We start from the raw sequence: 14,335 nt of genomic DNA, 5'->3' as shown, positions 1-14,335 counted from the left end.
TGCGCGGGGTCAGTAGCCTCGACGGCGTGCGCATCGTCCGCTTCGCCTCGCCCTCGGGCATGTCCTTCGGCGTCCTCGACGGGGACGGCCAGGTAGCCCAGATCGAGGGCCACCCGTTCGGGACCATCTCCTTCACCGGCCAGCGCTTCCCGCAGGCCGACGTCCGGCTGCTCTCGCCGATCCTGCCGAGCAAGGTGGTCTGCGTCGGCAAGAACTACGCCGACCACGTCAAGGAGATGAACACCGGCGACGCGCCCGAGCGCCCGCTGCTGTTCCTCAAGCCCTCGACGTCGGTCATCGGCCCGGGCGACGCCATCCGCATCCCCGCCGGCAGCACCGACGTGCACCACGAGGTGGAGCTCGCCGTCGTCATCGGTGCACGGGGGGCCCGCAACCTCACCCCCGAGCAGGTCCCGGGCGCGGTCTTCGGCTACACGATCGGCAACGACGTCACCGAGCGGGACATGCAGCGGGCCGACGGGCAGTGGACCCGCGCCAAGGGGTTCGACTCCTTCTGCCCGCTCGGCCCGTGGATCGAGACCGACCTCCCCGCGCTGGGGAAGGACCCGTCCGACCTGGAGATCACCTGCACCGTCGACGGCGAGCCGCGGCAGGCCGGGCGCACCAGCCAGCTGCTGTTCGACGTCCCGACGCTGGTCAGCTACATCTCGCAGGTCATGACGCTGCTGCCCGGCGACGTCGTGCTCACCGGCACCCCGGCCGGCGTCGGGCCCATCCGGCCCGGCCAGCGCGTCGAGTGCGCGGTCGAGGGCCTCGGCTCGCTGGTCAACGGCGTGAGCGGCGCCGACACCGCCTCCACCGCGGGCGGCGCCCGATGACCACCCCGGCGACCACCGTCCGCACCCGCTTCTGCCCCTCGCCGACGGGCGCGGTGCACGTCGGGCTGCTGCGCACCGCCCTGTTCAACTGGGCGCACGCCCGGCACACCGGCGGCACGTTCGTCTTCCGCATCGAGGACACCGACGCCGCCCGCGACTCCGAGGAGTCCTACCGGCACCTGCTCGACAGCCTGCGCTGGCTCGGCCTGGACTGGGACGAGGGTCCCGAGGTCGGTGGCCCGCACGGCCCCTACCGGCAGTCCGAGCGCTCCGACGTCTACCGCGAGGTGGCCGGGAAGCTGCTCGAGGCGGGGCACCTCTACGAGTCGTTCTCCACCAACGAGGAGGTCGAGGCCCGCCGGCTGGCCGCCGGGCAGGACCCCAAGCTCGGCTACGACGACGCCGACCGCTTTCTCACCGACGCGCAGAAGGCCTCCTTCCGCGCCGAGGGCCGCGAGCCGGTGCTGCGGCTGCGGATGCCCGACGAGGACCTCACCTGGACCGACCTGGTGCGCGGGGAGGTGCGCTTCGCCGCCGGCTCGGTGCCCGACTTCGTCGTCGTCCGCGCCAACGGCGCCCCGCTGTACCCCTTCGTCAACCCCGTCGACGACGCCCTGATGGGCGTCACCGACGTGCTGCGCGGCGAGGACCTGCTGCCCTCCACGCCCCGCCAGCTCGCCCTCTACGCCGCTCTGACCGACGTCGGGGTCGCGAGCGGCACCCCCCGGTTCGGCCACCTGCCCTACGTCACCGGCGAGGGCAACAAGAAGCTCTCCAAGCGCGACCCCACGTCCAACGTCGACGTCTACCGCGAGCGCGGCTTCCTGCCCGAGGGGTTCGCCAACTACCTGGCGCTGCTGGGCTGGTCGATCGCCGAGGACCGCGACGTGTTCTCGATGGCCGAGCTGGCCGAGAGCTTCGACGTCACCCGGGTCAGCGCCAACCCCGCGCGCTTCGACGTCAAGAAGGCCGAGGCGATCAACGCCACCCACGTGCGCGCGCTGCCGGTGGAGGAGTACGTCGCCCGGGTCGTCCCGTTCCTCGCCGCCGCGGGGCTGGTCGCCGAGCCGCCCACGCCCGAGCAGGACCGGGTGCTGCGCGCCATCGCGCCGATGGCCCAGGAGCGCACCGTGGTCCTCTCCGACGCCGTGAACCTGCTGGGCTTCCTCTTCACCGAGGACGTCGTGGTCGACCCCGCCGCCGCGGCCAAGAACCTGCGGCCCGAGGACGGCGAGGTGCTCGACGCCGCGGCCACCGCGCTGCGCGACCTCCCCGAGTGGACGACACCGGCCATCGAGCAGGCGCTCAAGGAGTCGCTGGTCGAGGGGCTCGGCCGTAAGCCGCGCCAGGCCTTCGGGCCGGTGCGGGTGGCGGTCAGCGGGCGGGCGGTCTCCCCGCCGCTCTACGAGTCGATCGAGCTGCTCGGCCGGGACCGGACGGTGCGCCGCCTCGAGACCGCCCGCGAGCAGCACACGCGCGGATGAGCGCCCCCTGGGCGGGGCCGTTCGGGCCGCCCCCCGGCGAGCCCGCCGACGAGCCCTACACCGGCCCGCCGCCCACGGGCCCCTACGGCGCGCCGCCGTTCGTCCCCGGGGCCCCGCACCGCGGCGCCGGGCCGCCCGGCGGCGTCCTCGGGCCGGTGCCCTGGCCGCTGGGGCCGGTGCCGCCGCAGCAGGGTCCGCACAGCCACCCGCCGGGCGCCCCGCCGTGGCAGCCGGCGGGCCCGGCGCCGTTCCCGCCGGGGGTGCGCCTCGCGCCGCCGCCGGGGACGTCGCCCCACGACGTGCCGGTGCCCTACCTGCTGGCGATGCGCACCCGGGACTGGGCGTGGTGGCGGCCGCTGCTGGGCCTGCTGCTGTTCACGGTGGCCTACGTCGTCGCGGCCTTCGTCGTCGTGCTGCTGGTCCTGTTGACCGGGGTCGAGCCGGACCTGCAGCTGCTCGACCTGGTCGACCCGGGCGTGCTGCTGCTCACCAACCTCTCGCTCATCGTGGCGATCCCGATCGTCTGGCTGCTGTGGGTGGCCGCCCACGGCATGCGGTCGGGGTGGTCGTCGTCGGTGCTGGCGCGGCTGCGGTGGCGGCTGTTCGTGCCGCTCACCCTGCGGGCGCTGGCCACCCTCGGGGTGGGGATCGGCCTGTCGGTGGCGCTGACGTTCCTGCTCGACGACACGGAGGTGACCGGCCCGGTCGACGACCTCGGCTGGCTGCTGCTGGTCGTGGTGCTCACCACGCCGCTGCAGTCGGCCGCCGAGGAGTACGTGTTCCGCGGCTACTTCTCGCAGGCGATCGCCGGGTGGATGCGCAGCCCGCGCGCCGGGGCGGTGACCGCCGCGGTCCTCACGGCCGCGCTGTTCTCGCTGGCGCACGCGCCCGGCGACGTCGTCACCTTCCTCGACCGGTTCGCCTTCGGCCTGGCCGCCTCGGCCGTGGTGTGGCTCACCGGCGGCCTCGAGGCCGCGATCGTGCTGCACGCGGTCAACAACGTGCTGGTCTTCGTCCTGTTCGGGACGCTCGGCGACGGCGTCGCGACCGAGGAGGTCCCGGCGGGCGTCGGGCTGGTGTCCCTGCTGCTCACGCTGCTGGCCATGGGCTCCTACGTGGCGCTGGTGGCGGCCTCGCGCCGGCGGCTGCGGTTCGAGGTGCTCACGGAGGCGCGGGACCTGCGCGTCCCGGCCGGCGACCCGCGGGCCCGGGGGTGGTGACACGTCCGGTCCGGGCGTCGGGTATCGTCGTCCGCGGCGCCGCGAGGTGCCAGCCAAGACCTTGGGGTATGGGGTAATTGGCAGCCCGACGGATTCTGGCTCCGTTAGTCTAGGTTCGAGTCCTGGTACCCCAGCGAGGAAGCACCACCTCCTCAGCACCACCAGCACCACCGCACGGCCCCGTCGTCTAGCGGCCCAGGACGCCGCCCTCTCACGGCGGTAGCGAGGGTTCGAATCCCTTCGGGGCTACAGCGCAGCGAGAGCCCCCGGTCACACCGACCGGGGGCTCTCGTCGTGTGCGGACCCGGCTGCCGGGCGGGTGCCGCGCTGTGGCACGATCCGCTCGTCCACGGCCCCGTCGTCTAGCGGTCCAGGACGCCGCCCTCTCACGGCGGTAGCGAGGGTTCGAATCCCTTCGGGGCTACAGCGCAGCAGGGCCCCCGGCCGGCCGGCCGGGGGCCCTGCGCGTGTCGGCGACCGGCTCCGAGTGGACCGTGATCGCGAGCGGACGTAGCGTTCCCGGGGCCCCCCTCCTCGGGCCCGAACGGAGGCAGAGCAGGGTGATCCGGACCTCCCGCAGGCTGGCTGACGGCCGCGAGATCATCTACTTCGACGCGGACGGCAGCGTCCCCGAACACGGCGCCCACGACGTCGCGGACACCCGCGACCTCCCACCGGTGAGCACCCGCTCGCAGCTGCGGTGGGACGCCCTGCTCGGGGAGTGGGTCGTCGTGGCCGCACACCGGCAGACCCGCACCTTCCTGCCGCCGGCCGACCAGTGCCCGTTGGACCCCTCGCGGCCCGGCCGGCCGACCGAGGTGCCCGACGGCGACTACCAGGTGGTGGTGTTCGAGAACCGGTTCCCGTCGCTGGCCACGGCCGTCGACACCGACGTCCCGCCGACCGCACCCGGGTCCCCGCTGGCGGAGCTGCGCCCCGGCCTCGGCCGCACCGAGGTCGTGCTGTTCACCAGCGACCACGACCAGCACTTCGCCGGGCTGGGCCGGGACCGGGCCCGCCTCGTCGTCGACGTGTGGGCCGACCGGACGGCCGCGCTCGGCGCGATCCACGGCGTCGAGCAGGTGTTCTGCTTCGAGAACTCCGGCGAGGAGATCGGGGTGACGCTGTCGCACCCGCACGGGCAGATCTACGCCTACCCGTTCCTGACCCCGCGGGTGGAGCGGCTGCTGGCCTCGGTGCGCCGGCAGCGGGAGGCCACCGGCGGCGACCTGTTCGCCGAGGTGGTCGAGGCCGAGCGCAGCGGCCCGCGCGTGGTGGCGGCCAACGACTCGTGGGTGGCCTTCGTGCCCGCCGCGGCCCGCTGGCCCTACGAGGTGCAGCTGTTCCCGACCCGCCGCGTCCCGGACCTGCCGGCCCTCGACGACGCCGAGCGCGACGACCTCGCCGCGATCTACCTCGACGTGCTGGGCCGCTTCGCGCACCGCTTCGACACCCCGATGCCCTACATCGCCGCCTGGAACCAGGCCCCGGTGCGCACCGGCCGCGAGGACTGGTGGCTGCACCTGCAGCTGTTCTCGCTGCGCCGCGCGCCCGGCAAGCTCAAGTACCTCGCCGGCTCGGAGTCGGGCATGGGTGCGTTCATCACCGACACCAACCCCGAGGACGTCGCCGAGCAGCTGCGTGCCGTGGAGGTCCCGTGAGCCGCGCCGTGGACACCGACCTGCCCACCGACGAGGAGGCCGCGGCCCGCGCCGTCGCCGCTTTCACCGACCGGTTCGGCACCGCGCCGGAGGGCGTGTGGGCCGCACCCGGCCGGGTCAACGTCATCGGCGAGCACACCGACTACAACGGCGGTCACGTGCTGCCGGTCGCCCTGCCGCACACCACCCGCGCCGCGGTCGCCCGCCGCGACGACGGCCGGCTGGTCCTGACCTCGCTGCAGCACCCGGACGCCGATGCCGACGTCGCGGTGGACGACCTCGTCCCCGGCACGCCGGGCGGGTGGGCCGGCTACCCGGCCGGCGTCGTCGTCCAGGTGCGGACGTCGGTCCCGGGCGGGCTGAGCCTGCTCGTCGACGGCGACGTGCCGGCCGGGGCGGGGCTGTCCTCCTCCGCCGCGCTCGAGTGCGCCGTCGCGCTCGCCGTCAGCGACCTGCTGGGCCTCGGGCTGACCCCCGACCAGCTCGTCGACACGGCCCGGCGGGCGGAGAACGACTTCGTCGGCGCGCCCACCGGCATCCTCGACCAGTCGGCGTCGGTGTTGTGCACCGCCGGCCACGCACTGCACCTCGACACGCGCGACCGCAGCTCCGAGCAGGTGCCGCTGGACCTGGCCGCCGCCGGCCTGGCGCTGCTGGTCGTCGACTCCGGGACCACCCACGACCACGCCGTCGGCGGCTACGGCGACCGCCGCCGGGAGTGCGAGGAGGGAGCCCGCCGGCTGGGCGTGGAGTTCCTCTGCGACGTGCCCGACGTCGCCGGCCTGGCGGCCCTCGACGACGGCACGGCGGAGGGCGCGCTGCTGCTGCGCCGGGCCCGGCACGTCGTCACCGAGGACGCGCGCGTCGCCGAGGTCGTCGCGCTGCTGCGCGCCGGCGCCGACCCGCGCGACATCGGTCCGGTGCTCACCGCCGGCCACGCGTCGCTGCGCGACGACTTCGAGATCTCGGTCCCCGAGCTCGACGCCGTCGTCGAGGCGGCCCTGGACGCCGGCGCGTACGGCGCGCGGATGGTCGGCGGCGGCTTCGGCGGCAGCGCCGTGGCGCTGGTCGACGCCGGGGCCGTGGACGCCGTCAGCAGCGCCGTCACCGAGCGCGCCGGGGCACCCCGGTCCTTCGTCGTGGTCCCCTCGGCGGGAGTGCGTCGCCTGTCCTGACCCGAGCCGAGTGGAGGCTGCAGTGGACGACCTGAGACTGGACGCGTCCTTCGTCGACTACCTGCTGGTGGCCGCCTACTTCCTCGTCGTGCTGCTCATCGGCGCGGCCGCCCGCCGGAGGGTGTCCGACAGCCTCGACTTCTTCCTGTCCGGCCGCTCGCTGCCCGCGTGGGTCACCGGCCTGGCGTTCATCTCGGCCAACCTCGGTGCGGTCGAGATCGTCGGGATGTCGGCCAACGGCGCGCAGTACGGCATGAGCACCATGCACTACTTCTGGATCGGCGCGGTCCCGGCCATGCTGTTCCTGGGCGTGGTGATGATGCCCTTCTACTACGGGTCGAAGGTCCGCAGCGTCCCGGAGTTCATGCGCCGCCGGTTCGGCACCGGCGCCCACCTGGTCAACGCGCTGAGCTTCGCCGTCGCCCAGATCCTCATCGCCGGCATCAACCTGTTCCTGCTGGCCACCATCGTCGAGGCCCTGCTGGGCTGGCCGCTGTGGCTGTCCCTGATCGTCGCCGCGGCCGTGGTGCTCAGTTACATCACCCTCGGCGGGCTGTCGGCGGCCATATACAACGAGGTCCTGCAGTTCTTCGTCATCGTCGCCGCGCTGCTCCCGCTGACGCTCATCGGCCTGAACCGGGTCGGCGGCGTCGGCGGGCTGGTCGACCGGGTGACCGACGCCGGTCGCGCCGAGGAGCTCACCTCGTGGCCGGCCACGGAGCTGTCCGGGATCGGCAGCCCCGTCCTGTCGGTGATCGGCATCGTCTTCGGCCTCGGCTTCGTGCTCTCCTTCGGCTACTGGACGACCAACTTCGTCGAGGTCCAGCGGGCGATGGCGACCAAGTCGATGTCGGCGGCCCGCGCGACGCCGATCATCGGCGCCTTCCCGAAGATGTTCGTCCCGTTCATCGTCGTGATCCCGGGCATCATCGCCACGGTCCTGGTCCCGGAGGTCGCCGAGGCGCGGGCCAACGCCGACGCCGACTTCGACTACAACAACTCGATCCTGCTGCTGATCCGCGACACCCTGCCCAACGGCCTGCTCGGCATCGCCCTCGCCGGCCTGCTGGCGGCGTTCATGGCCGGCATGGCGGCCAACATCTCCGCCTTCAACACCGTCTTCAGCTACGACCTGTGGCAGCAGTACGTGAAGAAGGACCGGCCCGACGCCTACTACCTGGCCGTGGGCCGGTGGGCGACCGTGGGCGCGACGGTGGCCGCCATCGGGACGGCGATCATCGCGTCGGGCTACACGAACCTGATGGACTACCTGCAGACGCTGTTCGGCTTCTTCAACGCCCCGCTGTTCGCCACGTTCATCCTCGGCATGTTCTGGAAGCGGATGACGCCGACGGCGGGCTGGATGGGCCTGGTGTCCGGGACGCTGGCCGCGGTCGCGGTCGCCTTCCTGAGCGAGGACGCGTTCGGGACGGTGTCGCTGGGCGTGCTGCCGATCGGCGGGCAGGGTGCGAGCTTCCTCGCCGCGAGCGCCGCCTTCGTCGTCGACATCGTGGTGAGCGTCGTCGTCAGCCAGGTGACCGCGCCCAAGCCGGTCTCCGAGCTCGCCGGGCTCGTCTACTCCGAGACGCCCAGGGAGCAGCGCACCGACCCCGACGCGCACCGGCTGCCCTGGTACCAGTCGCCGACCAAGCTGGCCGGGATCGCGCTGGTCATGGTCGTCGTCCTCAATGTCATCTTCCGCTGACGTCAGGAGCACGGTCATGAGCAGCAGCACCTCCGGCTCCGGCGGGACCAAGCAGGCGGCCGGCGCCTTCGACGTCCGCAACGTCATCGCCGCGCTGATCGGCTTCTACGGCGTCGTCCTCGTCCTCCTCGGACTGTTCAGCGACACCGCGGCCGACCGGGAGCGGACCGGCGACGTCAACGCCAACCTGTGGGCGGGACTGGCGATGCTCGTCTTCGCCGCGGCCTTCGCGCTGTGGTCCCGGCTGCGCCCGATCGCCGTCGACGCCCCGCCGGACCGGCAGGACCCCGAGGACGACGGCAGGGGGGCCGGCAGCGGTGCGGCCGGGCCCTCGCTGCGGAAGGACTAACCCGCCGCGCGGGCGATGGCGGCGGCCGTCTCCAGGACCGCGCCGACCACCTCGGGGCTGGGCCGGCGGCCCAGCCGCTCGACCGGGCCGGAGATCGACACCGCGCCGAGCACGGCGCCGGCGGGGTCGCGCACCGGTGCCGACAGCGAGGCCACCCCGGCCTCGCGCTCGGCGACGCTGTGCGCCCAGCCGCGCCGGCGCACGTCGAGCAGCGTGCGGGCGGTGAAGCTCGCGCTCGGCAGCAGCGGGGTGACCTCCTCCGGCGGTGCGAAGGCCAGCAGCGCGTGCGCCGCCGACCCCGCCGTCATGGGCAGCCGCGCCCCGACCGGGACGGTGTCGCGCAGGCCGTGCGCCCGCTCGGCCGCCGCCACGCACACCCGCGAGCCGCCCTCGCGGACGTAGAACTGCGCGCTCTCGCCGCTCGCGTCCCGCAGCGCGGGCAGGTGCCGGCCGGCCACCTGCGCGAGGTCGACGTTGCCGTGGCTGAGCTCGGCCAGCGCCGGACCGGGCGTCCACGTGCCGGCCGGGGTCCGCCGGAGCAGCCGGTGGCCCTCCAGCGCGACGGCCAGGCGGTGGGCCGTCGCCCGGGGCAGACCGGTGCGCGCGACCAGGTCGGCGAGCGCCGCCGGCTCGTGCGCCACGGCGCGGAGGATCGCGACTGCTTTGTCCAGCACCGCGACGGCGTTAGGCTGTCCCACACCGCGATACTCTCATCCCACACAGCGGGATGACCACCGTGGGGACACCCATCTGGAGGGACCCGTGCCGAAGACCCTGGCGGAGAAGGTCTACGACGCCCACGTCGTGCGCAGCGCCGACGGCGAGCCCGACCTGCTCTACATCGACCTGCACCTCGTGCACGAGGTCACCAGCCCGCAGGCCTTCGACGGCCTGCGCGCAGCGGGCCGCACCGTGCGGCGTCCCGAGCTGACCATGGCCACCGAGGACCACAACGTGCCGACGCTCGACGTCCTGCGGCCCATCGCCGACCCGGTCAGCCGGGCCCAGGTGGAGGCGCTGCGCCGCAACGCCGCCGAGTTCGGCATCCGGCTGGCCCCCATGGGCGACCGCGACCAGGGCATCGTGCACGTGATCGGCCCGCAGCTGGGCCTGACCCAGCCGGGGCTGACGATCGTCTGCGGCGACAGCCACACCTCCACCCACGGCGCGTTCGGCGCGCTGGCCTTCGGCATCGGCACCAGCGAGGTCGAGCACGTGCTGGCCACCCAGACGCTGCCGCAGAGCCGGCCCCGGCACATGGCGGTCACCGTCGAGGGCGAGCTCCCCGAGGGCGTGTCGGCGAAGGACGTCATCCTCGCCGTCATCGCCCGGATCGGCACCAACGGCGCCGCCGGCCACGTCATCGAGTACCGCGGCAGCGCGATCCGGGCGCTGTCGATGGAGGCCCGGATGACGATCTGCAACATGTCGATCGAGGCCGGCGCCCGCGCCGGCGTGATCGCCCCCGACGAGACGACCCTCGCCTACCTGCGCGGCCGCCCGCACGCCCCGCAGGGCGCCGACTGGGACGCCGCCGTGGAGTACTGGGCGACGCTGCACACCGACGAGGGCGCCGTCTTCGACACCGAGGTGGTCATCGACGCCGCCGAGCTGGCGCCGTTCGTCACCTGGGGCACCAACCCCGGCCAGGGCCTGCCGATCACCGGCCGCGTGCCCGACCCGGCCGACCTCGCCGACGACAACGAGCGGCGCGCCGCCGAGCAGGCCCTGGCCTACATGGGCCTGACGCCGGGCACGCCGCTGCGGGAGATCGAGGTGGACACCGTCTTCCTCGGCTCGTGCACCAACGGCCGCATCGAGGACCTGCGGGTCGCCGCCGAGCTGCTGCGCGGCAAGCGGATCGACCCGGACACCCGGATGCTCGTCGTCCCCGGCTCCATCGGGGTCAAGGCACAGGCCGAGGCCGAGGGCCTGGACCGGGTGTTCACCGAGGCCGGCGCCGAGTGGCGCGGCGCGGGCTGCTCGATGTGCCTGGGCATGAACCCCGACCAGCTGCAGCCGGGGGAGCGGTCGGCGTCGACGAGCAACCGCAACTTCCAGGGCCGGCAGGGCAAGGGCGGGCGCACGCACCTGGTGTCGCCGTCGGTCGCCGCGGCCACCGCGCTGACCGGCCGGCTCACCGCCCCCGCCGACCTGCAGTCCGCCGACCTGACGAGCGCTGGAGTCTGAGATGCAGCCCTTCACCACGCACACCGGCACCGCGGCCCCGCTGCGGCGCAGCGCCGTCGACACCGACCAGATCATCCCGGCCGAGTACCTCAAGCGGATCACCCGCACCGGGTTCGAGGACGGGCTGTTCGTCGCCTGGCGCACCAACGAGCCCGACTTCGTGCTCAACCAGCCCCGGTACGCCGACGCCTCGATCCTGGTCGCCGGCCCCGACTTCGGCACCGGGTCCTCCCGCGAGCACGCCTGCTGGGCGCTGCTCGACGGCGGGTTCCGCGTGGTCATCAGCTCGCGCTTCGCCGACATCTTCAGGAACAACTCGACCAAGTCGGGGCTGCTGACCGTCGTCCTGCCGCAGGCCGACGTCGAGGCGCTGTGGCAGGCGCTCGAGGCCGAGCCGGTGACGCCGGTGACGGTCGACCTGCAGGCGCGCACGGTCTCCCACGGCGACACCACGGTGCCGTTCGAGGTCGACGAGTACACCCGCTGGCGGCTGCTGGAGGGGCTCGACGACGTCGGCCTCACCGAGCGGCACCTCGACGACGTCGAGGCCTACGAGTCCCGCCGCCCGGCCTGGCTGCCCCGGGCGCTCCCCGTCCCGTCCGCGTGAGCCACCGGCCCCGGCGCGCTCAGGAGGGCGCGTCGGGGTCGGGGCCGAGGTCGCGGTAGTAGTCGGCGGCCAGCGCCCCGGGCCGGCCCCCGAGCGCCCACACGCTGCCCTTGGCCGCCGGGGGGTGCACCCGGGTGCCGCCGAAGCGCACGCCCAGGGCCGCCACCACCGACGGGATGGCCCCGCCCTGGCTGCACACCACCCGGACGCCGGGGGTGTCCGGCGGCTCGAGCAGACGCTCGATCGCGGCCATCCCCGCCTCCGGGTCGGCGGAGAACTCCTCCTCGCCGAGCTCCGGCAGCCCCTGCAGCTCGAGCCCGGTGCGCGCGGCCAGCGGCTCCAGGGTCTGCCGGCAGCGCACCCGCTCGGCGCTGTGCAGCTCCAGCGGCCCGAACACCGGCAGCACCGCGGCCAGCTGCGCGGCCTGGCGCCGGCCCTGCCCGTCCAGCGGGCGCTCCTCGTCGGGGCCGTCCCAGTCACGCCGGCTGCCGGCCCGCGCGTGCCGCACCAGCAGCAGCGACGGCGCCCGCGGGACGTCGTCGCGGTCGAGGTCGGCGAGCACCGCGCGGTCGTGGTGGTGGGTGACCAGCGCCGAGGCCTCGGCCACGGGCAGCCAGCGCAGCTCGTCGACCTCGTCGTTGGGCTCGAACGCCGCCCCGCCGACCGCCTGCATCAGCCAGTAGTCGACGTGCTTGGGGCCGGCGGCGACGGTGTAGTGCGTGCGCACGCTCCGCCGCCCGGCGACCACGCGCAGGCCGGTCTCCTCGCACACCTCCCGGACGGCGGCGGCCAGGGCGTTCTCGCCGGCGTCCAGCTTGCCCTTGGGCAGCGACCAGTCGTCGTAGCGCGGGCGGTGCACGACGACGGTCTCGATGCCACCGCCGTCGGCCGGGCGCCACACCGCACCCCCGGCCGCCGCGACGACGCGGGTCCGCTCAGCCGGCATTCTCGGTCACCGCGCGCATGAGCCGGGCCTGGTAGTCGTCGGTGCCGCTGCGCACCCAGGTGCCGTCGGGGCCGAGCTCCCAGGACCGCACCCCCGGGGCCATCGCGGCGTCGAAGACGCCCTGCAGCTCCCGCTGCGCGGTGTCGTCGCAGACCCGCAGCAGCACCTCCACGCGGCGGTCGAGGTTGCGGTGCATGAGGTCGGCGCTGCCGATCCACCACTCCGGTTCCCCGCCGTTGGCGAAGGACATGACGCGCGAGTGCTCCAGGAAGCGGCCCACGATCGAGCGGACCCGGATGTCCTCCGACATCCCGGGCACCCCGGGCCGCAGCGCGCAGATGCCGCGGATGAACAGCTCCACCGGCACCCCCGCCCGGGAGGCCTCGTAGAGGCCGTCGATGAGCCGCTCGTCGACCAGTGAGTTGACCTTGATCCGGATGCCGGCCGGCCGGCCCTCGGCGGCGTGCCGGGCCTCGCGGCGGATCTTCTCCAGCAGCCCCGAGCGCACGCCGTGGGGGGCCACCATCAGCTGCCGGTAGGAGGTCTGACGGGAGTAGCCGGTCAGCACGTTGAACAGGTCGGTGAGGTCGGCACCCACCCGTGGGTCGGCGGTGAGGATGCCGAGGTCCTCGTACAGGCGCGCGGTCTTGGGGTTGTAGTTGCCCGTGCCGATGTGCACGTAGCGGCGGATGACGCCGTTCTCCCGCCGCACCACGAGCGCCGTCTTGCAGTGGGTCTTCAGGCCCACCAGGCCGTAGACCACGTGGCAGCCGGCCCGCTCCAGCGACCGGGCCCAGCTGATGTTGGCCTCCTCGTCGAACCGGGCCTTGACCTCCACCAGGACGACGACCTGCTTGCCGGCCTCCGCCGCCTCGATGAGCGCGGTGACGATGGGGGAGTCGCCCGAGGTCCGGTACAGCGTCTGCTTGATCGCCAGCACGTGCGGGTCGGCGGCCGCCTGCTCGATGAAGCGCTGCACGCTCGTGGCGAACGAGTGGTAGGGGTGGTGCACCAGCACGTCGCCCTCCCGCAGGGTGGCGAACACGCTCTTGGGCGTCTCGCCCTCCGACAGCCGGGGGTGGGTGGCCGGCACGAACGGCTCGTCCTTGAGCTCGGGGCGGTCCAGGGCGTAGAGCGCCCACAGCGCCGACAGGTCCAGCAGCCCCGGGACGGTGACGACGTCCTGCGGGTCGACCTCGAGCTCGGAGACCAGCACGCCGAGGATCTGCGGGTCCATCGTCTCGGTCACCTCCAGCCGGACCGCCGGGCCGAAGCGGCGGCGGGCGAGCTCGCGCTCGAGGGCCTGCAGCAGGTCCTCGTCGCGGTCCTCCTCCACCTCGACGTCGGCGTTGCGGGTGACCCGGAACAGGTGGTGGTCGACGACGTCGAGGCCGGGGAACAGCGCCGACAGGTGCGCGGCGATGAGCTCCTCCAGCGGCAGGAACATCGCGGAGTCCGGCGGCCCGACGGCGACGAACCGCGGCACGTTGTTGGGCACCTTGAGCCGGGCGAAGCGGGGGGCGCCGGTCTCGGGGTCGCGCACCGAGACGGCGAGGTTGAGGGAGAGCCCGCTGATGTAGGGGAACGGGTGGGCGGGGTCGACCGCCAGCGGGGTGAGCACCGGGAAGACCTGGTCGCGGAAGTACTCGCGCAGCCGCCGCGTCTCGGACTCGGCGAGGTCGGCCCAGTGCACGATCCGGATGCCCTCGGCCTCCAGGCGCGGGGCGATGTCCTGCTCGAAGGCCAGCGCGTGCCGGTGCACCAGCTCCTGGGTGCGGGCGGTGATCCGCGCCAGCTGCTCGCGGATGGTCAGCCCGTCGGGGGAGCGCACGGTCAGTCCCGTGCTCTGCCGCCGCTTCAGCCCGGCGATGCGCACCATGTAGAACTCGTCGAGGTTGCCCGCGAAGATCGCCAGGAACTTGACCCGCTCCAGCAGCGGCATCGACTCGTCCTCGGCCAGCTCCAGCACGCGGGCGTTGAAGTCGAGCCACGAGAGCTCGCGGTTGAGGAACCGGTCGGCCGGCAGCGCGGGTGACGCCGGGGTCCCCGGGAGCGGCGTGCCCTCGGGTGGCGCGCTGGTCGCGGGCCCTGCGATGGGGGAGGTCGTCTCGGCTGCCACGCCGCCATCGTGCCCCACCCGGGGAAACGGCGAGGACCGG

General features: G+C 74.0%; 12 protein-coding genes and 3 tRNA genes. 12 read left to right on the top strand and 3 right to left on the bottom strand.

The features are described from left to right. Window positions 1-26: 26 nt before the first annotated feature. The 10 genes from BM165_RS14790 to BM165_RS14745 all read left to right on the top strand — a co-directional run bounded on the left by BM165_RS14790 (window position 27) and on the right by BM165_RS14745 (window position 8,433). Window positions 27-839 carry a fumarylacetoacetate hydrolase family protein gene (locus BM165_RS14790; RefSeq protein ID WP_075014322.1) on the top strand — a complete coding sequence of 271 codons (813 nt, stop codon included), beginning with the start codon at window positions 27-29 and terminating at the stop codon, window positions 837-839. Further along, the gene (gltX, locus tag BM165_RS14785) at window positions 836-2,323 is read left to right on the top strand and encodes a glutamate--tRNA ligase (RefSeq protein ID WP_075014321.1); all 1,488 of its coding nucleotides are present in this window, start codon (window positions 836-838) and stop codon (window positions 2,321-2,323) included. The genes BM165_RS14790 and gltX overlap by 4 nt, the downstream gene beginning before the upstream one ends. Then, window positions 2,320-3,543, top strand: a complete 1,224-nt coding sequence (locus BM165_RS14780) for a CPBP family intramembrane glutamic endopeptidase (RefSeq protein WP_075014320.1) — start codon at window positions 2,320-2,322, stop codon at window positions 3,541-3,543. Before gltX ends, BM165_RS14780 begins: the two co-directional genes overlap by 4 nt. 62 nt (window positions 3,544-3,605) lie before the next feature. Continuing rightward, window positions 3,606-3,677 (top strand) — tRNA-Gln (locus BM165_RS14775). A 42-nt stretch (window positions 3,678-3,719) separates the two neighbouring features. Further along, window positions 3,720-3,792 (top strand) — tRNA-Glu (locus BM165_RS14770). Between the two features lie 102 nt (window positions 3,793-3,894). Beyond that, a tRNA-Glu gene (locus BM165_RS14765) sits at window positions 3,895-3,967 on the top strand. Between the two features lie 136 nt (window positions 3,968-4,103). Further along, window positions 4,104-5,204, top strand: a complete 1,101-nt coding sequence (gene galT / locus BM165_RS14760; protein WP_143108175.1) for a galactose-1-phosphate uridylyltransferase — start codon at window positions 4,104-4,106, stop codon at window positions 5,202-5,204. Further along, window positions 5,201-6,379, top strand: a complete 1,179-nt coding sequence (gene galK, locus BM165_RS14755) for a galactokinase (RefSeq protein ID WP_083427377.1) — start codon at window positions 5,201-5,203, stop codon at window positions 6,377-6,379. Before galT ends, galK begins: the two co-directional genes overlap by 4 nt. A gap of 22 nt (window positions 6,380-6,401) precedes the next feature. After that, window positions 6,402-8,084, top strand: a complete 1,683-nt coding sequence (locus BM165_RS14750; protein ID WP_177225208.1) for a sodium:solute symporter family protein — start codon at window positions 6,402-6,404, stop codon at window positions 8,082-8,084. 16 nt (window positions 8,085-8,100) lie between these two features. Further along, window positions 8,101-8,433 (top strand): hypothetical protein, encoded by a 333-nt coding sequence (locus BM165_RS14745; protein WP_075014318.1) that lies wholly within the window; start codon window positions 8,101-8,103, stop codon window positions 8,431-8,433. Here the strand turns inward: BM165_RS14745 and BM165_RS14740 are convergent. Further along, complete coding sequence (locus tag BM165_RS14740) at window positions 8,430-9,107, bottom strand: IclR family transcriptional regulator (RefSeq protein ID WP_244274238.1); 678 nt, start codon at window positions 9,105-9,107, stop codon at window positions 8,430-8,432. The two genes, BM165_RS14745 and BM165_RS14740, sit on opposite strands and share 4 nt — an antisense overlap. Before the next feature lie 88 nt (window positions 9,108-9,195). On the opposite strand from BM165_RS14740, the gene leuC reads away from it, so the two are divergent. Then, window positions 9,196-10,623 (top strand): 3-isopropylmalate dehydratase large subunit, encoded by a 1,428-nt coding sequence (gene leuC, locus BM165_RS14735; protein WP_075014316.1) that lies wholly within the window; start codon window positions 9,196-9,198, stop codon window positions 10,621-10,623. Between the two features lies 1 nt (window position 10,624). Next, window positions 10,625-11,230, top strand: a complete 606-nt coding sequence (leuD, locus tag BM165_RS14730; RefSeq protein WP_075014315.1) for a 3-isopropylmalate dehydratase small subunit — start codon at window positions 10,625-10,627, stop codon at window positions 11,228-11,230. 19 nt (window positions 11,231-11,249) lie between these two features. Here leuD and BM165_RS14725 read toward each other — a convergent pair whose 3' ends face one another. Then, a complete protein-coding gene (locus tag BM165_RS14725; RefSeq protein WP_075014314.1) occupies window positions 11,250-12,176 on the bottom strand; it encodes an NUDIX hydrolase in 927 nt (308 codons plus the stop codon). Beyond that, on the bottom strand, window positions 12,166-14,295 hold the full coding sequence (locus tag BM165_RS14720) for an RNA degradosome polyphosphate kinase (protein ID WP_244274237.1): 2,130 nt from the start codon (window positions 14,293-14,295) through the stop codon (window positions 12,166-12,168). The genes BM165_RS14725 and BM165_RS14720 overlap by 11 nt, the downstream gene beginning before the upstream one ends. Window positions 14,296-14,335: the final 40 nt, after the last annotated feature.

It is taken from the genome of Geodermatophilus obscurus, from assembly GCF_900115395.1.
Taxonomy (GTDB): domain Bacteria; phylum Actinomycetota; class Actinomycetes; order Mycobacteriales; family Geodermatophilaceae; genus Geodermatophilus; species Geodermatophilus obscurus_B.
This window is presented reverse-complemented; position numbering and strand designations above follow the sequence as displayed.

Excerpts from the sequence above, each read along its gene's own strand:
- leuD (WP_075014315.1), top strand. The coding sequence starts at position 10,625 with ATGCAGCCCTTCACCACGCACACCGGCACCGCGGCCCCGCTGCGGCGC.
- gltX (WP_075014321.1), top strand. The coding sequence starts at position 836 with ATGACCACCCCGGCGACCACCGTCCGCACCCGCTTCTGCCCCTCGCCG.
- BM165_RS14780 (WP_075014320.1), top strand. The coding sequence starts at position 2,320 with ATGAGCGCCCCCTGGGCGGGGCCGTTCGGGCCGCCCCCCGGCGAGCCC.
- BM165_RS14725 (WP_075014314.1), bottom strand. The coding sequence starts at position 12,176 with ATGCCGGCTGAGCGGACCCGCGTCGTCGCGGCGGCCGGGGGTGCGGTG.
- BM165_RS14745 (WP_075014318.1), top strand. The coding sequence starts at position 8,101 with ATGAGCAGCAGCACCTCCGGCTCCGGCGGGACCAAGCAGGCGGCCGGC.